We start from the raw sequence: 18,040 nt of genomic DNA, 5'->3' as shown, positions 1-18,040 counted from the left end.
CTAATAAATAAAACCTAACCTTTTGTTATATAACGAAAGGTTTTTCTTTTAATTAAGCGTTTTATGTAAAATATTTTCTAATTTTATACTACATAAAATCCTTATTATCATGAAAAACTTAATTTTTGCATGTACACTGCTGATAGGCAGCGCATTTTCTCCTGCTCTGAAAGCACAGGCATCAGAACCATTTTTAGGCCAAATAGCCTTTGTACCTTATAATTTTGCTCCAAAATACTGGGCAGAATGTAATGGGCAGCTTTTGCCCATCGCACAAAATCAAGCATTGTTTTCATTGTTAGGAACTACCTATGGAGGAAACGGAATTACCACATTTGCTTTACCTGATATGAGGGGAAGAGTAGTTGTTCATAACGGACAGGCTCCGGGAGGACCTACAACATACACAATGGGACAAACCGGCGGAGCTGAAAGTGTAACATTACTGATAACACAAATGCCGGCTCACAATCATACTGTAAATGCAGTAACGGCGGAAGGGAATCAAAATTCTCCAACCAACAACCTTCCGGCAGATACCAAAATTCTTGATAAAGAATATTCTGATGCATCAGCAAACACTACTATGAAGAGTACAATGGTAAACAACGCCGGAGGAAGCCAGCCCCATGAAAACAGACCTCCCTTTATTACCCTGAAATGCATCATTGCATTAGCTGGAGTATTTCCATCGCAAAACTAATAATTATGAAAATTCTTTACTTACTATGTCTTGCTATAGGAAGCTCAGCTTTCACGCAGACAATAACTTTCAGTGGATGTCCTAATCTGTTTGACAGTCCACCTAATACTTTTGTATTTAACAAAACTGGAGTAGATGCCTTTAGTAAGAACATCTATATGACTACTCCTATTGATGGCGGACAAGATTGTAGCGGATTAGGTACCTGCGAATTTAAAATCCAATGGAACAATACGCTTACAAGATGGGAGTTTCTTGGAGATGAAGGAAACGGAACATTTACCACTCCGTCTTTGCTTTATTATAATTCAACAGGAAATAATTCTCTTCCTATCCCTCCTGGTAATATTGTTGGAACCTGGGTAGAGAATACAGCAATTACAAACGGACAGTGTGGAGGAAACCTTACTGCTGTAAATTCTACTATGACAGGTGATGTACAGAGCACCACATTAGGAACTTCAGATCTTTCAAAAAATAAAATACAGATCTTCCCTAATCCAGTGGTGGATTTTATAACTATTTCCGGTATTGATGACGGGCTATCTATCCAGATCTATAATATGGACGGACGTTTGGTAAAATCGGAATCGTTTGATTCAAAGATTGATGTTTCTCAACTTGTCCCCGGTGGATATGTAATGAAAATAAATACCCGAAATTTTCAGACTCATCAATTTAAATTTGTAAAAAAATAAATTATTAAAGCTTTCGAAATTTCCGGAGGCTTTTTTTAATCTAATTTTGATATATAATAAAAAATGCCTCATGAGAATGAGGCATTTATATTTATTTAAATGATATTCAATTTATTTGATAATCAACTTTGAAGACTTACTGTCTTTTCCATTAGAAACCTGAATCATATAAACTCCTTTTTCTAATTGCTGATCTACTTTGAAAACACCATTTCCTTCTTCAGTTACAGATGGACTTGATACCAATCTTCCTGACATATCAGAAATAGAAACTTTCAGATTTTTACCATTTTTAGCTTTAATGAAGATTTTATCTCCGGTTGCTACAGGATTAGGATAAACTGTTAAATCACCATTATCGGCTTTCACTTCACTTGTTCCCAGGTTGGTAACAAATTTTACAGTATAATCTTCAACCTGCCCGTACTTTAATTGCCCACAAGGAGTCATGTTAGAATTCTCATCATCTACAAGTACTCTCATTCTTAGTGGAGTATTCAATACTACTGAAGCTGGAGCTGTAATGGTAGTACTGTAAGTTCCAATTTCTGTAACCGGATCTGCAGCAATATTATCAACAGAACCTACAAGTTCAGATGTCTCAAACGTTCCATTATTATTATAATCAATCCACACTCTCACATCATTATTCGAACCTGATACATTCACCTGAAGATTGTGAGTACCCGTTGCTGAAAGTTCTGTAGAGGTAGCTTTCAGGCAGCCTGCTCCTGTATAATCTTCATAAAAACTGGCATTATTCTGCCAATATCCTGTAGTTGCATTATTAATACTTCCCAATTTTACAAGAGTTGGTCCTACAAAATAATTATCTGGTGTTGAGATACCTGCGGGATTACATGTTGCAGCAATAGGTGTTCCAATCGCAGTAGTAGAAGAAGGGGCAGTTCCTCCTAATGAAGTACTCAATGATCCTCTCATTAAAAAGAAGTAAAGAGCTGCTCTATCATGTTGTCCATTGGTAAATTTAAATGCTATCGGATTCGTATAGTTCATCATATTGTACTGCACTCCCTGATAGTTCACCCCTGAACAATAATTCATATCATTATTAGTAGGTGCCGGATCGTTCAGCAAGCTTCTTGATCTTTCTGTATCACATACCTGATCATCGTCTGTAGCACAGTTATTGGTTGTTGCAGGACAAAAATTTGTAGTAGAATCACCTTGTGGCGCGTCAGGATTAGCACTTCCAAAAGTATGAAGTAATCCCATACTATGCCCAAATTCGTGCGCCAGAGTAATATCATCCTGTAGTGTAACTACAAAAGACTTCATAAAGGATTCGTAGTTAGCATCGGCATTTTGAGGTAATCCTGCCCATCCCATGATACCATAAGTACCACCACCATCTACTTTATTCATAATATAAATATTGAAGTATGATGCTTCCGGCCAGTGAGGAGCAATAGTTTTTACCTGTGCTGTTGTAACTCCATTAGCTCCGTTACGCTTTACTCCATAAGTATCGTATCCGGTAAGAGCTCCTCCGTTATATCGAATAATCCCGGTAGTAGCATTACAGTTAGGATCTCTTTTAGCCAATACCAATTTAATCGGCATTGTAGCAGCATTACCAAAATCTGCCGGAACTCCCTGAGCCCACTGATAAGTCCCTGCATACATTTGATTACAATGATCCAGCCAAGCCTGAATTTGTGCATCACTCTTATTATAAGCGGTACCAATAGCAGCACCTGTAGGTGTTATTACGTGTACTACCACAGGAATTTCGTAAACTCCATTTACAATTTTGTATGCACTTCCATTTTTAGCAGTCGTATTTTGATTACCGCTAATAATTTTGTTACGGATATTACGAATCATTTCATCAATTTCCGCATTCTGTTTTTGGTGTACTCTCTGTTCATTATCAAAGTCACACCACTCTTTTTTTTGCTGTGCAGATAATGAAAGGGATAGCAACAAAGCCCCACAAAGGATAGTTCTCTTCATTTTAATAATTTAAAAAATTAAACAATTTGTAAATTTACCGCATTTATATACTTACTCGTGATATTCACAACTAAAAACAAGCAATAAACTTAAAATTTTATTACAGTTAGTAGAAAAAACTCAACTATTGTTACATTTAAATTAAAAAATAAAATTAACACCAAACCTAATAGACTTAATTTTATTTACATTATAACCAAAAAATAAATAAAAACACAAACAAATAAATAATTTAAAAAATCATTTATTTTAAATTAACACTGTGTCAACCAAATTATTAAAATAAAATCATAAAATAAAAAAACCGCACAAATTGTGCAGTTTTTTATATTTAAATTCAATTATAATTTTATAAAGAATAATTCGGGGCTTCCTGTGTAATAATTACGTCATGCGGGTGAGATTCTTTCAATCCGCTTCCGGTAATCATAACTAATTTTGAGTCTCTTTGAAGGGTTTCAATATCTTTTGCACCACAATATCCCATTCCGGCTCTTAAACCTCCTGTCAGCTGGAAAATAACATCCTCCAGCTTTCCTTTATGCGGAACTCTTCCTTCAATTCCTTCCGGAACGAATTTTTTAGCTTCACTTTGGAAATATCTTTCTTTACCACCTCTCTTCATTGCTGAAAGACTTCCCATTCCCTGATAAGATTTGAATTTTCTTCCCTGGAAGATAATTTCTTCTCCCGGAGCCTCATCTGTACCTGCTAAAAGTGAACCTAACATTACAGCACCTGCACCGCTAGCGATAGCTTTTACAATATCTCCGGAAAGCTTGATACCACCGTCGCCAATTACTGCTACATTTTTAGACTTAGCATATTCGTAAACATTATAGATGGCAGATAGCTGAGGAACTCCTACTCCGGCCACTACTCTGGTGGTACAGATAGATCCTGGCCCCACTCCTACTTTCAATACATTTGCTCCTGCTGCAATAAGATCTTTTGCGGCATCTGCGGTTACAATGTTTCCTCCTACAATATCAAGGTTAGGATATGCTTTTCTGATCTCTGAAATTTTATCTAAAACTCCTTTAGAATGACCATGTGCAGAATCAATCGCTACGATATCAACTCCTGCCTGTACTAAAGCCTCAATTCTCGTTAACGTATCTTCTCCTACGCCTACTCCTGCTCCTACGATAAGACGGCCATTTTCATCTTTATTAGCATTAGGATACTCCAACTGATTATCGATATCCTTGATGGTAATTAAACCTACAAGTTTATTGTCTTTATCTACGATAGGAAGTTTTTCAACTCTGTTCTTAAGAAGGATTTCTTTTGCTTTTTCAAGATTGGTATCTTTGTCTGAAGTGATCAGATTTTCTTTGGTCATGATCTCTTCCACTTTCATATCAAGATTTTCCTGATATTTTACATCTCTGTTGGTAATAATTCCAATAAGGATATTATCAGGATCTACCACAGGAAGACCTGAAATCTTATATCTTGACATAAGATCTCTAGCTTCACCTAAGGTATGATCTTTAGATAGAGTTACCGGATCAGAGATCATTCCGTTTTCGGAACGTTTTACACGGTTTACCTGAGCTGCCTGCTCAGCGATTGTCATGTTTTTATGGATAAATCCTAAACCTCCAACTCTTGCTAAAGCAATGGCCAGATCAGCTTCAGTAACAGTGTCCATCGCAGCGGAAACTATCGGAACATTCAGCGTGATTTTGTCGGTAAGTCTTGATTTTAATGAAACCTGGTTAGGTAAAACTTCTGAATAAGAAGGGACTAGAAGAACGTCATCGAAAGTGATGGCTGTCTCTACAATTTTGTTATGAATAGACATCTTTACTTTCTTTGCAAAATTAGGTTATTTTAGTGAGATATGAAAATCCTTTTTAATAGTTTAAATAAAAATTAATAATCAATAACTTAAATCAAAAAACCGTTCTTTTGTCGGAACGGTTACGGTACAAAATAATTGAATGAGTATGAAACTACTTTATTATATGTTAAATAGGAAAATCAAAGGTCTATTTCACCAGGTTTCCATTTTCATCGATATTTTCAATGTGGGTCTGATTATTTTTATCAATGTATAATTTTAATCTTACTTTCCCATTGGTATCACGGATAAAGATTCCTACATCACCATTGGCTGTCTTGCCTGCGAAGAAACGCTCACTTCCTAACCTACCTTTCTCCTTCAATTGTACAAATGCTTTTCTGGAGGTTTCCGGATTGTTCAGTTTCTTGATGGAATCAGCTGCTTTAATAAGATACTCCATAGGAAAATCATCAGGCCGGTCCCAAAGTTTCAATCCATATACTCTCTTTTTATCCTTACCCGCTGATTCAGAATATTGCAGCTGCATAATCTGATCTGTATTTCTCTGATCCACGGAATATGCCATCCCGGATTCCTTTTCATTGCCATCATACACAAGACCTCCGCATTCGTCTCCCATGGAGTTGAAAAAAATAAGTCCCGCTTCTCTCTCCCGTGGATTCATCTCTTTATGGTTCACCAAACCGGGGTGCTGACGTTCTTTATTGCTGATGACCATCTTTAACGTTCCGTCTTTTTCAACAATATTGATACGTTCCACATCTATTTCTTTAAAACGTTCGTTGGAAGACTGATTTTTAAAGGCGAGAAAGAAAAACATGGCACATAGTACGGTAAGTACAACTGCATAGATTTTAAGGATTCGGACTTCTCTTATTAATTTTTCCATGCTGCGAATATTTGAGGGGGTATGATTATTTACCGGAAAAAGAATTAATCATTTTTGAGATATCATTGGCGGTAAAGTTTCCTTTCACATCTAAGAATACTATTTCATTTTTCTTAGAACCTACGGTGATCAGCATATTTTTTATAATCTCTCCATCCTGTTTTACCTTAATGTTGATATCATCTCCATCATGTTTTATGCTGGCCCACTCTTCATAATGATTATGATTCAAAAACTGAGCGTAATCATTTAGCATTTTCTCATTCCCATTGGTTACAGTAAGAACCTTTATTTTAGAAGCTTTTTTAACCAGTTCTATGGTCTCATCGCTTTCCCCTTCTTCTCTCAGAGCTTTCTTAATATAAGATTTAGCCAAAACCATGGGTACATTAATACTTGCAAACTGCGCTCCCTTGAAATCATATTTTGAATTCTGGAAAAAATCTATATTCGGTTTTTCTGAAACAATACATGACTGAAACAATCCTATTGCCAGAATAGTGAGAAAAATGTGTTTAAGAGTCTTCATAGGTTAGTTTTTTATTTGATTTGTCTTAAGCTGCCTCCCGAAATTTTGTCCACTTTGGCATCCAACTCAGGGTTTCCTCTCAGTTTTACATCAGCTCCTGAAGAAACACTTACTTTCAACTTGTCTGTAACAAGTAAGGAAAGACTTGCTCCTGAAGTAGATTCTACTACTGCTGTACCGATCTTAAGATCATCCGCTTTACAGGATGCTCCACTGCTTATATCAATCACCGCAGAAGCAGCTTCTCCTGATAAGCTAATGCTTGCACCACTGGAAATATCCAATGCCAGGTTGGGTGTTTTAATATCCACATCCAGTACAGAACCTGAACTCACGGCCACTGCAGCTGTCTGATCCACATTGAAAGTTCCTTTAATAACAGAACCAGATTCTGCTTCAATTGCCATATTTTTTTCTGTAACTGGATTTACTGCTGTAAATACACTGCCTGATGATGTTTTTATAGCGTCAATTCTAGGAGCAGAAACGTTAACGTTCAGGTTTTTAAATCTCAGATTTCGAACGCCTTTATTGTCTACATATATTCTCAACACTCCGTTTTCTACTTTAGTGATAACGTATTGAAGCTTATCCGCATCAGCGATTACTTTTACACTTCTTGTATTTTCCTGTTTGAAGGTAACATTTACCCCAACGCTGGCATCTATTTTTGAGAATTCACCTACATTTCTGTTATCACCATTCAAATAAGAAGATGTATTCCCTGAGGTAAGGTCATTTCTTACCGAACTTGTCACTGAAGAAGTGGTTGTTTCAGCTGAATTAATGATTTTATTAACATCCGACAGTTTCATTTTTCCATTGAGAATAAAAATGATATTTTCTTCTTTGGAATCTACATTGAACACCAGATTCTCCAGATAGTTATCTTTTTCTTCTTCAGCCAGAAATTTCATGGAAGTACCGTCACTGCTCATGGACATCAGTTCATTGAAGTTAAGAGACTTTAAAGCTTTGTTCACTCTTTCTGTCTTATCTTCATTCATTTTTATATTGGCAAGATTTTCATCTTTTAAACGATCCGGGAAAGTAATTTTAGGAATAATCAGAATTTTAAGTCCCTCTACATCGTTCAGTATAGGTTTTATCTTTCCGATATAGGCATCATCAACATCAATGGTATTCAATAGCTTGAACATCGGTTTTTTGATATTGATAGAGGTTACTCTTCCATTTTTTTCAAAATCCTGAAAAAGCTTGTCCAATTTCTCAGTCTGTGCAGAATAAGTTGCAAAGCTGCTTAGCATTATGGCTATTATAAAAAATATTTTTTTCATGGGATTGTTCTGATTTTTAGTATTCGCTGTCAAGATTTTCATTTTTTTGGGAAGATGCTACTGTTTTTTTAAACTCGTTTCCTAATTTCATAAAGGAATATCTGGTAACATCCAGGGCTTCTTTTTCACTGCTGATTCTCTTACCGTTTACAATGACATATGAGTCATTGTATGCAGAAGCAGAATCATTTGTATTTTTATTCGGGAAGGAAGAATTATCTACATATCTGGGTTTTCTTTCCTTTTTAAGTCTTCCTCTTTTGGGTAGAATTTCGTCCATAACATCTTTTTCTGCCACCTGGTTATCCTGAAAAACAGAATCTTTTTTCACTCCGGAAATAGAGTCTGTGTGATTCACGGCAACCTGTTCCTGATGATCGCTGTTTTCTTCAATGAACCCGGACTTCTGTTTTAAGATCTCGTCTTTTACCAGTTTTTCCCTGTCCTGTACATCTGCTGTACCGGAATTATTAGAGTTGAGAAATAAACCGATCCCGAAAATCAATATTACACCGGCGGCCATCCAGAACCATTTGGGAAAGGAGGGCTTTTTCTGTTCTTCCAATGGAATAACAGGTGCTGTATTCTGTTCAGGCTCCGCACCTTCTGCAGTCTGAAGAAAGTCTTCAAAACTCCAGTCCATTTTTTCTTCCTTAATTTCCCGGAAGACTTCGTTGTATTTATCTTGTAATTGATCTTTTTTCATAGCTCATCAGTTGTGAGATTTGTTCTTTTACTTTTTGTCTCGCACGCATCAGGTTTACCCTTACTGCATTTTCCTCCATTTCCAGCATTTCAGAAATTTCGGAAACATCATATTCTTCTACATCTTTCAAGTGGATGACCATCTTCTGTTTTTCAGGGAGCTGATTGATAAATCCTACAATATGTTCCTTAAGGTTATCAACTTCCATACTGTAAAGCTCCGAGCGATGAAGCTGCATATCCGCAAAGCCGATTTTTACATCGTGATGCTTCAGACGGTTCAGGCATTCGTTCCGGACCGACTTCAGCGCATAGGATTTAAAATTCCCGAATTGCTCAAGCTCATCCCTCTTCTGCCAAAACTTCATCATGAGATCCTGTACTACATCTTCCGCTTCATCACTGCTCATGACAAACCGCTTCGCAAAACGATACATCTCGTCTTTGAGAATAAACACCGTATTCTTGAAAGTTTCTTGGGTCATGAGTTTTGTTTCTTATAGGTAAGACAATTGCCATTACTTATCTATTACATCAAAAATAAAAAAACTTCAAAAAAATTTGAAGTTTTTATTATAATCGAATTAATACGTATCAAAAATATGTTTCAGAATCGCTTTATCTTCTTCTGTTAACGCTACTTTTCTTCTCGCCATGGCTCTTTCTGCTACTTCGTATACTTTATCAAGTTTGAATCTTTCATCATCTTTCAGTCCACCCCATGAAAAGTTTTCCACAAGGTTAGGTGGAAAACCTGGTTTGAAGATATTGGAAGCAACACCAATTACCGTTCCTGTATTCAATTGGGTATTGATAGCCGTTTTGGAATGATCACCAACAATCAATCCCGCAAACTGTAATCCTGTATCTTCAAAAGTTTTGGTTCTGTAATTCCAGAATTTAACGTTTCCATAATTATTTTTCATGTTTGAAGAATTGGTATCTGCTCCAAAATTACACCACTCCCCAATCACAGAGTTTCCTACAAAACCTTCGTGCCCTTTACTGGAATATCCGAAGATAATGATATTATTCACTTCTCCACCTACTTTACAGTGAGGACCGATTGTGGTAGCTCCATAAATTTTAGCACCAAGATTAAATTTAGAATCATCACAAAGCGCAATTGGCCCGCGAAGATGGCAACCTTCCATAACCTCAGTATTTTTACCGATATAAATCTTACCCGTTTTTGTATTGATAGTAGAGAATTCAACATAAGCGCCTTCTTCAATAAACAGATCTTTTTTATCTCCTAAGAATCCATTTGTTGAAGATAATTCCTGTGAAGTTCTTCCTTTGGTAAGCAGATCAAAGTCAAAATCAATTGCGTGATGATTATAGGTAAACAGATCTTTCGGTCTTTTGAAGAAAATAAGTTCCTCCTTAATATCTGTCATTTTTTCAATCTGATTCAGGGAAAAACCTTTCATATTGATTTTTGCAGCAATCAATTCGTCTTCATACACCAGTGCTTCTCCTTGCTTAAGGTCTTTAATCTGTTGAATTACGGTTTCTGTCGGCAGGAAATTCGGAACCAGAAAAAGGCTTTCTTCCTCTTCCGGACTCTTAAATTTATCCTGAAGATACATTTCTGTGAAGTAAGTTACTTCTGTGTTTTCTAGGATTTTCTGCCATCTTTCAGAAAATGTAAGAATTCCACATCGCATAGCCGCGACCGGACGTGTAAAAGTAAGTGGAAGAAAATCTTCCCAATATTGTGCGTCTGAAAATACTAACTGCATCATTCAGTTTTAAAGTTTAAGGTTTAAAATTCAAGGTTAACAAATTTACAATAAAAAAAGTCTCCCAAAAATTGGAAGACTTTAATATTTTTAAGTACAAAAAATTATTTAGCGAATTTTTTGTATTTGTTCATGAACTTATCAACTCTACCTGCAGTGTCAACTAGTTTTACTTTACCAGTGTAGAAAGGGTGAGAAGTTGAAGAGATTTCCATTTTGATTAGAGGATACTCTTGTCCTTCGTACTCGATAGTGTCTTTTGTTTCTGCAGTAGACTTGCAAAGAAACACCTCGTCGTTACTCATATCTTTGAAAACAACAAGTCTATAATTTTCTGGGTGGATTCCGTTTTTCATAATACTATTTTTAAAAAAATTAAGTTTGCTTTCGAAATAGTAATGGATATTTCTCTGCTAAATTTTAGGTTGCAAAAATACAACATTTTTTTAAATTTCCAAATACTGAATTCAATATTTTTTTATTGATAAGAAATTCAAAGTATTTTCGTTAAATTTGGAACTTACTTAAACTTTAATTTCAATGAAATTCAAATTATTACTGGCTTTTTCCTTCTGGATGTTACTTGTAGCAGTATCATGTAATAAAGATGACATAACGTTTGACAGTCCTACACAGGAACTTCGTTTCTCAAGAGATACAGTATTCTGTGATACGGTATATCATCAGGTACGTTCAGAAACTTATGTTGTGAAAGTATATAACAATGAAGATAAGGACATTATGATCCCAAGAGTGAACCTTGAAAAAGGAGCTGCTTCATTATATAGAATCAATGTAGATGGAAAACCGGGATATGATTTTAAAAATGTTCCTTTAAGAAAGAAAGACAGCCTTTATATTTTTGTTGAAATTGCTCCGGAAGCTACAGGACCGGAAGCGATTGCAGAAGACAAAGTTCTTTTCACCAGCCCTGGCGGACAACAGCATGTGACTTTATTTTCTGTGGTTCAGGATGCTGAATTTTTCATCCAGACACCAGGCAATCCGAATGTGATTACCAATTCCACCACATGGAATAACAATAAAGCGAAGATCATCTATGGAAATCTGACTATCAATCCCAATGTAACTCTTGATATCAATGCCGGAACTAAAGTGTACTTCCATAAAAACAGTGGAATGAAAGTTTCTTCGGGAGCGTTTTTAAATATCAACGGTACTCAGGCAGATCAGGTTATTCTTCGTGGTGACAGAAATGACCCTTATTATGATACGATTCCTAAAAACTGGAATTCTATTAAAATGGAAGCCAATTCCACCCTTAAGATGAACCATGCAAGACTTTTCGGAGGCACAAGAGGACTGGATATGAAGCAGACCAATGCTACCATCACCAATTCCTTCATCCATACTTTCTTTGAATATGGAATTTATGCTGTAGGTTCTACAGTAAATGCCAACAATCTTGTAATGAACAACTGCGGTTTATCCTGTGTAGGGATTTTCCTGGGTGGAAAACATAGCTATACTCATGCTACGATTGCGAATTACTCCAAGACCATGAGTTCTTTCGACAGAGCAGGAATTTTTGCCGCCAATGAATGGAAAAATGATGCCGGGCAGACGCAACAAGGTGCTTTGCAGCAGCTTGACATCAAAAATAGTATTATATATTCTGACAGGGATGATGCTGTTCATTTTGAACAAACTCCGGGACAGCAGTTTGAATTTTTACTTCAAAACTCATTAATCAAATATACCAGTGCCACCGGAGCAGGTTTCACTTTTGAGAACAATCCGAATGTGATACAAACGGTAAAAAATGCAGAGCCTCAGTTTGTCAATTATTTTATGGCTAAAATGAATTTAAGGGTAAAACCAGGTTCTCCAGCCCTTGGAAAAGGAAATGCGGCTGTTGCAGCAACGGTACCTTTTGATATTGTGAATGTTTCCAGAACTACCAACCCAACTTTAGGAGCTTATCAATAATGGAAATTACGCAGTTACAACAGCAGGTGGATGAATGGATCAAGACCATTGGGGTAAGGTACTTTAATGAACTTACCAATATGGCGATGCTGACAGAGGAAGTAGGCGAAGTAGCAAGAATCATTGCCCGAAGATATGGTGAACAAAGCGAAAAGGAAAGTGACAAGACTAAAGATCTTGGTGAAGAACTGGCAGATGTGCTTTTCGTAACATTATGTTTAGCCAATCAAACCGGAGTCAACCTACAGGACGCTTTCGACAAAAAAATGAAAATTAAAACTGACCGTGATAAAGACCGGCATCAGAACAACGAAAAATTGAAATAATGATAAATGATGAGTTATAAATAATACATGCATTTATAACTCATCATTTTAAAGATAATGTAGATCATAATGAAGCTAGAAAAATCAAAATTATTAGGTGATACAACAGTACAGATCAGCGGTTCGAAAAGTATTTCGAATCGTTTATTGATTCTGGAAAGTCTGTTTAGCAATATAAAAATCGGGAATCTATCCAATTCCCAGGATACTCAGTTGCTGAAAAAAGCTTTATCTGAAAATACTGATGTGGTAGACATCCATCATGCAGGAACAGCAATGCGTTTTCTTACTTCTTATTATTCTATTCAGGAAGGAAAAACAACTATTCTTACAGGTTCGGGAAGAATGAAGGAAAGACCTATCAAAAATCTGGTAAGTGCTTTAAGGGATCTTGGAGTGGAAATTGAATATATGGAAAATGAAGGTTTTCCCCCTTTAAAAATTACAGGAAGAAAGATTACTGAGACTTCTGTGAATGTTCCGGCGAATATATCAAGCCAGTTTATCACATCACTCCTTCTTATTGCAGGAAAGCTAGAAAATGGTTTGGTCATTAATCTTGTGGGCGATGTTACTTCAAGATCATATATTGAAATGACCCTTGATATTCTGACCAGATTTGGCATTCAAAGCAGTTTTGAAGGAAATACCATCAAAGTAAAACCTTTTAATCCTGACAATTCTGAGGTGGTACATTATGAAGTGGAAAGCGACTGGAGTTCGGCTTCTTACTTCTACTCCATCTGTGCGTTAGGAAGAAAGACGATTCACCTGAAGAGTTTTTATAAAGAGTCTACGCAGGGAGATTCCGCCATTGCTGATATCTATGAAAAGTTTTTCGGGATTAAAACAACATTTTCTGAAGATGAGCATCAACTAACACTTGAACCTCTGCCTGATTTTTCTTTCCCGGATAAAATTATTCTGGATATGAACAACTGCCCGGATATCGCACAAACCCTTTGTGTAACAGCAGCCACTTTAGAAATTCCTTTTGAGATTTCCGGACTGGGGACCTTAAGAGTAAAGGAAACCGACAGGCTTCTGGCTTTATATAATGAGCTTAAAAAGCTGGGTACTGAAACAGAAATTACAGATTTAACCATTCAGTCCATCCGTTTCGGAGAGCCACAAGATGATATTTCAATCAAAACGTATCAGGATCATAGAATGGCGATGAGTTTTGCTCCGTTCTGCCTTATTAAAGAACTCAATATTGAAGATGAAGATGTAGTAGAAAAGTCTTATCCAATGTTCTGGAAAGATCTTGAAAGCATATTGGCTCATTAATTAATATTATAAAATGTGGTCATTTGAAAATAATTGCTGTTTTCGGATGACCACATTTTAATTTTATATCATAACCATGAAACATTTCTTTTCCTTTTTGTTTGTTTTATCTGTTTCAGGCTTATCTGCCCAGAATCTGAAAGCCTTTTCGGTTCCGAAAGGATACATCCAAATAGCAGAAACCAAAGGGGATCTTGACAAAGATGGAAAAGATGAAGTAGTATTGGTTTTTGACACCAATATAAAAGCATCAGACACACAAAACCCGGAAGGTACAAGTGACTATAAAAGGATTTTTTATATTCTGAAAAAGGAAAACAGCGGTCTAAAAGTATGGAAAGAAAATTCTGCCATTATTTTTTCAAGCGGATTCGGGTTTTATCCTTCAGATAATACTCTTACAATCAATATAAAAAATAACGGTCTTATTATTGAACAGCTATTTTTTACCAACTCAAGGCATACCCAGCAATATAAACATACCTTCAGATTTCAGAACGGAGATTTTTATCTGATAGGTTTACACGATCATTTTGAAGATACCTGTGATTTCAGCTTTACAAACGAAATCAATTTTTCTACAGGCAAGGTGATTATTGACAGAGAATATTCTTCCTGTGATGCTGAAACTAAAGTACCCGAAAACTTACACAAAGAGTTTACTTATAAATTCCCGGCTCTTATTAAAATGAATGATTTCTTTATCGGAGATCACAACTTCAAAATTCCCGGACTGAAAGAGGATTTTGTTTTTTAGGATGGAAGATTGAAGCTGGATACTGGATGTTACTGTTTGACAGTGAGCTTCAACACTCATTTATTATGATTTTTTATAGCTACATTTCTTTAATGCAAAGTAAAATTAATTCTAATGTTATAGTAAAGTGGGCAAAGAGGCCGACATATGTCGGTTATGAAGCTTTCTTTTATACATCAGCTTAGAAAAAATCAAATTCATTGATTTCATCTTTGCTTACTCGATATTTCCGAAACTAAAAATAAACTTTGAGTTAAGAAAAATCAGTTTTCAAATTTACTTCTTCCAGCTTCAAGCTCCCGGACTTTATACCAACTTAATTATCTCTTAAAGTTAAATTAACTCCTTATGCTTTGATATATTCTTATTTTTAAGCTACCTTAAAAAATAAAAAAACTATGTTCAAACAAAGCATGAAACGTATGACAGCTATCACACTTGGGGTGGTTACTGCATCTATCTTTTTTTCCTGTTCCAATGACAGTCTTATGGAAAGAGACTCTAATGAAAACAGTTTAACTTCTTTAGCAAAAACAATGGGTAAAGCTTCATTATTGCCTGTTTCCATGAACAACTGGATGTCTGGTCTTCAGGATAATATTTCTATTTCAAAAATCTCAATTCCCGGAACTCATGATTCAGGAGCACGTGTAGATGCTCCTGTTATATCAGGTACGGCTAAAACTCAAGACCTCAGCATTGCTGAACAACTGAATGCCGGAGTCCGTTTTCTGGATATACGCTGCAGACATATTGACAATGCTTTCACCATTCATCACGGAGCGATTTACCAAAATCTGAATTTTGATGATGTGCTTAATGCGTGCTATGCGTTCCTTAACAGCCATCCATCAGAAACAATCATCATGTCTGTAAAAGAAGAATATGATGCTTCCAATACCACCAGAAGTTTTGAACAGACTTTTGATTCTTATGTACAGAAAAATCCTTCTAAATGGGATCTTGGAGCAAACATTCCTACGCTGGGCGCTGTAAGAGGAAAGATCAAATTACTAAGAAGATTCTCTTCGGGAACAACTAAGGGAATCAACGCTTCACCATGGGCGGATAATACCACTTTTGACATCAACAATTCGGGCGTACAGCTGAAGGTTCAGGATTACTACAAGGTGACCAATAATGATGATAAGTGGAACGGAATTTCAAGCCTGCTTAATGAAGCAAAAAATGATACGAATGGTAAACTTTTTGTAAATTTCACGAGCGGTTATAAACCTGGAATTTTTGGAATCCCAAGTATTCCTACCGTATCCAACAATATCAATCCAAGGCTTAAAACATTCTTCCAATCCAATACTCACGGATCTTTCGGAATAATGCCGATTGATTTTGTGAATGCTGAACTTTCCCAATTGATCGTTAACACCAATTTCTAAATTGTTATTTGTTAGATTTATTCAAAGGCCGCCTTAGAAAGAGAGGCGGCCTTTTTTGAAAAAAAAAGGCCGCTCCAAAAATGAAGCAGCCTCTCTTTGTAAAAGTAAAACTATAAATTAAAAGCTATTTCTGGATTCCGTAAGCTCCCAGTATTTTGCTAAAGATCTCAGTATTTTCGAACAGTCCTGTGAACTCTTTTGAATTCGGTCCGTACGCAAATACACTTGACGGAATAGAGGTGTGATCATTCGTACTGAAGTTCCCGAATATCCAACCCTCTTTGAGACTTCCGTCCAAAAGTGTTAATCCTCCTGTTTCATGATCTCCCACCACAATTACTAAAGTTTCTTTATTCTCATCAGCAAATTTCATCGCCTTCCCTACAACATGATCGAAGTCCAGTAATTCTGTAATAAGCTGTTCAATATTATTGCTGTGGCCTCCGCCATCCGTCTGGGAAGCTTCAATCATCATAAAGAATCCCTTTTTATTATTCTTTAAATCATTTAAGGTAAGATCAAAAGCATCAGCCAGCCAGTTTCCTCTTCCACTGATTACTCTTTGTGAAGCCAGAGGATCAATAACCAGGGTACGGTTATTAATTTCCTTTACTGATTTCAAATCCTGATACAAATCTATTTTTGCTTCTTTGAATTTCTGTAGATTTTCCTGAGACAATCCGCTTGTAGGACCGCCGATCAGTATTTTAGTTTTTGAAGCAACGAAATCTTTCAGAATAGGTTCTGAACTGTTTCTGTTGTCCGAATGGGCATAGAAATCTGCAGGCGTAGCATCTGTAACATCTCCTGTGGAAATCAATCCGGAAACCATTCCTTTTTCAGCGATGATATCAGGAATTTGTGCGAGTGCTTTTCCCATATTGTCAACGCCTACAAACGTATTTTTGGTTTTCACACCGGTTGCAAATGCTGTAGAACCCGGTGCCGAATCCGTAATATAAGCATTGGATGAATTGGTTTTGGAAAGTCCGGTGGATTTCATGTTGAAAACATTCAGCTTTCCTTTATTGGCTGTGAAAGCAGCATAATATTGTGGTAAAGAAGTTCCGTCCGGAATAAGAAGAATCACATTCTTTACTTTTTTCTCCACACCATCTGATTGATAAGTTGGCGTATAAGTGGCGTATTCTTTTGTATTCTTATAAAAGTTTTTCGGAATACTATTCATGAATTTTTTAAGATCCGGAATATGATCGGTATTGATATAATCCACCCCTAAATCCATCAGATTTACCCATGCATTAGGAAAATCCGGCGCTCCATAAAAACGAACCGGCTTCTGCTGAACATGAGCTTTGTCTACTGCAGTTTTGATTTTTTGCGTTTCTTCATCCCTTGGAATTCCTTTTCCATTCCATTTTACCAACCCCGGAAGGTCTGCACTGAACATTCCTATTCTTTTCAACTGATCTGCAGAATAGTTTTTGTCAAGATCTCCATCAAAATAAAGATAGTTCGGATAATTATTAAACTCTGACGGTTGAGGCTTTCCGCCAGTAATGACAATTTTAATTCCGGGATTTCCCGTGATCTCCGGATATTTCTTTAATGTACTGACCAAAACAGCCAATGATGTTTTATAATCCTGCTTAATATCAATCAGCAGCTGAAGCTTTTTACCAGTATCAGGATAAATATTTCCTTTGTTAAGTTTAATCTGTTTTGAAATATTATCGAGATAAAGATTTTCCAGTGTTCTGTCTGCCGAAAGTTCTTTTTCGGTATGTGCAACCCAAAGCTGGCCTTTTACCAGAAAAACATCTGCCTCGATGGAACCGAAGTTAGCATAATAAGCCTGCCAAAAGGGAATCTCCTGCATATAATCATTATGCGAATGGGCATTCCCAACATTATATTTTAAATAATTCTGCGCCTGGTTTTCTGAAAAAACAGCCAGTGCCAGTACAGCTAATATTTTTGATAGTTTCATTTGTTTATCGTT

General features: G+C 36.3%; 17 protein-coding genes. 7 read left to right on the top strand and 10 right to left on the bottom strand.

Going from position 1 to position 18,040, the window contains the following annotated elements; genetic code table 11:
- Positions 1 to 109: 109 nt before the first annotated feature.
- Positions 110 to 703, top strand: coding sequence for a phage tail protein (locus tag BW946_RS03540; RefSeq protein ID WP_076594865.1), 594 nt, complete (start codon positions 110 to 112; stop codon positions 701 to 703).
- 5 nt (positions 704 to 708) lie between these two features.
- Positions 709 to 1,401 (top strand): T9SS type A sorting domain-containing protein, encoded by a 693-nt coding sequence (locus BW946_RS03535; RefSeq protein WP_076594864.1) that lies wholly within the window; start codon positions 709 to 711, stop codon positions 1,399 to 1,401.
- Positions 1,402 to 1,512: 111 nt separating this feature from the next.
- On the opposite strand, the gene BW946_RS03530 is transcribed toward BW946_RS03535, so the two are convergent.
- The 9 genes from BW946_RS03530 to BW946_RS03490 all read right to left on the bottom strand — a co-directional run bounded on the left by BW946_RS03530 (position 1,513) and on the right by BW946_RS03490 (position 10,713).
- Positions 1,513 to 3,378: a GEVED domain-containing protein gene (locus BW946_RS03530; RefSeq protein WP_076594863.1), complete on the bottom strand. Its 1,866-nt coding sequence runs from the start codon at positions 3,376 to 3,378 to the stop codon at positions 1,513 to 1,515.
- A gap of 349 nt (positions 3,379 to 3,727) precedes the next feature.
- Positions 3,728 to 5,188 (bottom strand): IMP dehydrogenase, encoded by a 1,461-nt coding sequence (guaB, locus tag BW946_RS03525; RefSeq protein WP_076594862.1) that lies wholly within the window; start codon positions 5,186 to 5,188, stop codon positions 3,728 to 3,730.
- Positions 5,189 to 5,375: 187 nt separating this feature from the next.
- The gene (locus tag BW946_RS03520; RefSeq protein WP_076594861.1) at positions 5,376 to 6,080 is read right to left on the bottom strand and encodes a hypothetical protein; all 705 of its coding nucleotides are present in this window, start codon (positions 6,078 to 6,080) and stop codon (positions 5,376 to 5,378) included.
- A 25-nt stretch (positions 6,081 to 6,105) separates the two neighbouring features.
- Positions 6,106 to 6,609, bottom strand: a complete 504-nt coding sequence (locus BW946_RS03515; protein ID WP_076594860.1) for a DUF4252 domain-containing protein — start codon at positions 6,607 to 6,609, stop codon at positions 6,106 to 6,108.
- A gap of 11 nt (positions 6,610 to 6,620) precedes the next feature.
- On the bottom strand, positions 6,621 to 7,907 hold the full coding sequence (locus tag BW946_RS03510; RefSeq protein ID WP_076595068.1) for a DUF4252 domain-containing protein: 1,287 nt from the start codon (positions 7,905 to 7,907) through the stop codon (positions 6,621 to 6,623).
- Between the two features lie 16 nt (positions 7,908 to 7,923).
- Complete coding sequence (locus BW946_RS03505) at positions 7,924 to 8,613, bottom strand: hypothetical protein (RefSeq protein WP_076594859.1); 690 nt, start codon at positions 8,611 to 8,613, stop codon at positions 7,924 to 7,926.
- A complete protein-coding gene (locus tag BW946_RS03500; protein ID WP_002976192.1) occupies positions 8,588 to 9,097 on the bottom strand; it encodes an RNA polymerase sigma factor in 510 nt (169 codons plus the stop codon). The genes BW946_RS03505 and BW946_RS03500 overlap by 26 nt, the downstream gene beginning before the upstream one ends.
- A gap of 99 nt (positions 9,098 to 9,196) precedes the next feature.
- Positions 9,197 to 10,357: a putative sugar nucleotidyl transferase gene (locus tag BW946_RS03495; RefSeq protein ID WP_170872053.1), complete on the bottom strand. Its 1,161-nt coding sequence runs from the start codon at positions 10,355 to 10,357 to the stop codon at positions 9,197 to 9,199.
- 104 nt (positions 10,358 to 10,461) lie between these two features.
- Positions 10,462 to 10,713 carry a type B 50S ribosomal protein L31 gene (locus BW946_RS03490; RefSeq protein ID WP_002976190.1) on the bottom strand — a complete coding sequence of 84 codons (252 nt, stop codon included), beginning with the start codon at positions 10,711 to 10,713 and terminating at the stop codon, positions 10,462 to 10,464.
- 184 nt (positions 10,714 to 10,897) lie between these two features.
- Between BW946_RS03490 and BW946_RS03485 the strand changes: the two genes are divergently transcribed.
- The 5 genes from BW946_RS03485 (at position 10,898) to BW946_RS03465 (ending at position 16,077) form a co-directional block, all read left to right on the top strand.
- Positions 10,898 to 12,307, top strand: coding sequence for a hypothetical protein (locus BW946_RS03485; RefSeq protein ID WP_076594857.1), 1,410 nt, complete (start codon positions 10,898 to 10,900; stop codon positions 12,305 to 12,307).
- Positions 12,307 to 12,633 (top strand): nucleotide pyrophosphohydrolase, encoded by a 327-nt coding sequence (locus tag BW946_RS03480; RefSeq protein WP_076594856.1) that lies wholly within the window; start codon positions 12,307 to 12,309, stop codon positions 12,631 to 12,633. The genes BW946_RS03485 and BW946_RS03480 overlap by 1 nt, the downstream gene beginning before the upstream one ends.
- A 69-nt stretch (positions 12,634 to 12,702) precedes the next feature.
- On the top strand, positions 12,703 to 13,923 hold the full coding sequence (locus BW946_RS03475) for a 3-phosphoshikimate 1-carboxyvinyltransferase (RefSeq protein ID WP_076594855.1): 1,221 nt from the start codon (positions 12,703 to 12,705) through the stop codon (positions 13,921 to 13,923).
- A 76-nt stretch (positions 13,924 to 13,999) separates the two neighbouring features.
- The gene (locus BW946_RS03470) at positions 14,000 to 14,680 is read left to right on the top strand and encodes a hypothetical protein (RefSeq protein ID WP_076594854.1); all 681 of its coding nucleotides are present in this window, start codon (positions 14,000 to 14,002) and stop codon (positions 14,678 to 14,680) included.
- 422 nt (positions 14,681 to 15,102) lie between these two features.
- Positions 15,103 to 16,077 (top strand): phosphatidylinositol-specific phospholipase C, encoded by a 975-nt coding sequence (locus tag BW946_RS03465; protein ID WP_228402450.1) that lies wholly within the window; start codon positions 15,103 to 15,105, stop codon positions 16,075 to 16,077.
- Positions 16,078 to 16,201: 124 nt separating this feature from the next.
- On the opposite strand, the gene BW946_RS03460 is transcribed toward BW946_RS03465, so the two are convergent.
- The gene (locus BW946_RS03460; protein ID WP_076594853.1) at positions 16,202 to 18,028 is read right to left on the bottom strand and encodes an alkaline phosphatase; all 1,827 of its coding nucleotides are present in this window, start codon (positions 18,026 to 18,028) and stop codon (positions 16,202 to 16,204) included.
- Between the last annotated feature and the right edge of the window lie 12 nt (positions 18,029 to 18,040).

The organism is Chryseobacterium sp. RU33C, from assembly GCF_900156015.1.
In the GTDB taxonomy this organism is placed as follows: Bacteria; Bacteroidota; Bacteroidia; order Flavobacteriales; family Weeksellaceae; genus Chryseobacterium; species Chryseobacterium candidae.
The sequence above is the reverse complement of the archived record's forward strand: the minus strand, read 5'-3'. Positions and strand labels throughout refer to the sequence as shown.

Coding starts and splice junctions, on each gene's coding strand:
- BW946_RS03495 (WP_170872053.1), bottom strand. CDS start 10,357: ATGCAGTTAGTATTTTCAGACGCACAATATTGGGAAGATTTTCTTCCA.
- BW946_RS03505 (WP_076594859.1), bottom strand. CDS start 8,613: ATGAAAAAAGATCAATTACAAGATAAATACAACGAAGTCTTCCGGGAA.
- BW946_RS03530 (WP_076594863.1), bottom strand. CDS start 3,378: ATGAAGAGAACTATCCTTTGTGGGGCTTTGTTGCTATCCCTTTCATTA.
- BW946_RS03480 (WP_076594856.1), top strand. CDS start 12,307: ATGGAAATTACGCAGTTACAACAGCAGGTGGATGAATGGATCAAGACC.
- BW946_RS03500 (WP_002976192.1), bottom strand. CDS start 9,097: ATGACCCAAGAAACTTTCAAGAATACGGTGTTTATTCTCAAAGACGAG.
- BW946_RS03510 (WP_076595068.1), bottom strand. CDS start 7,907: ATGAAAAAAATATTTTTTATAATAGCCATAATGCTAAGCAGCTTTGCA.
- BW946_RS03540 (WP_076594865.1), top strand. CDS start 110: ATGAAAAACTTAATTTTTGCATGTACACTGCTGATAGGCAGCGCATTT.
- BW946_RS03465 (WP_228402450.1), top strand. CDS start 15,103: ATGACAGCTATCACACTTGGGGTGGTTACTGCATCTATCTTTTTTTCC.
- BW946_RS03520 (WP_076594861.1), bottom strand. CDS start 6,080: ATGGAAAAATTAATAAGAGAAGTCCGAATCCTTAAAATCTATGCAGTT.
- BW946_RS03535 (WP_076594864.1), top strand. CDS start 709: ATGAAAATTCTTTACTTACTATGTCTTGCTATAGGAAGCTCAGCTTTC.
- guaB (WP_076594862.1), bottom strand. CDS start 5,188: ATGTCTATTCATAACAAAATTGTAGAGACAGCCATCACTTTCGATGAC.
- BW946_RS03485 (WP_076594857.1), top strand. CDS start 10,898: ATGAAATTCAAATTATTACTGGCTTTTTCCTTCTGGATGTTACTTGTA.
- BW946_RS03515 (WP_076594860.1), bottom strand. CDS start 6,609: ATGAAGACTCTTAAACACATTTTTCTCACTATTCTGGCAATAGGATTG.
- BW946_RS03470 (WP_076594854.1), top strand. CDS start 14,000: ATGAAACATTTCTTTTCCTTTTTGTTTGTTTTATCTGTTTCAGGCTTA.
- BW946_RS03460 (WP_076594853.1), bottom strand. CDS start 18,028: ATGAAACTATCAAAAATATTAGCTGTACTGGCACTGGCTGTTTTTTCA.
- BW946_RS03490 (WP_002976190.1), bottom strand. CDS start 10,713: ATGAAAAACGGAATCCACCCAGAAAATTATAGACTTGTTGTTTTCAAA.
- BW946_RS03475 (WP_076594855.1), top strand. CDS start 12,703: ATGAAGCTAGAAAAATCAAAATTATTAGGTGATACAACAGTACAGATC.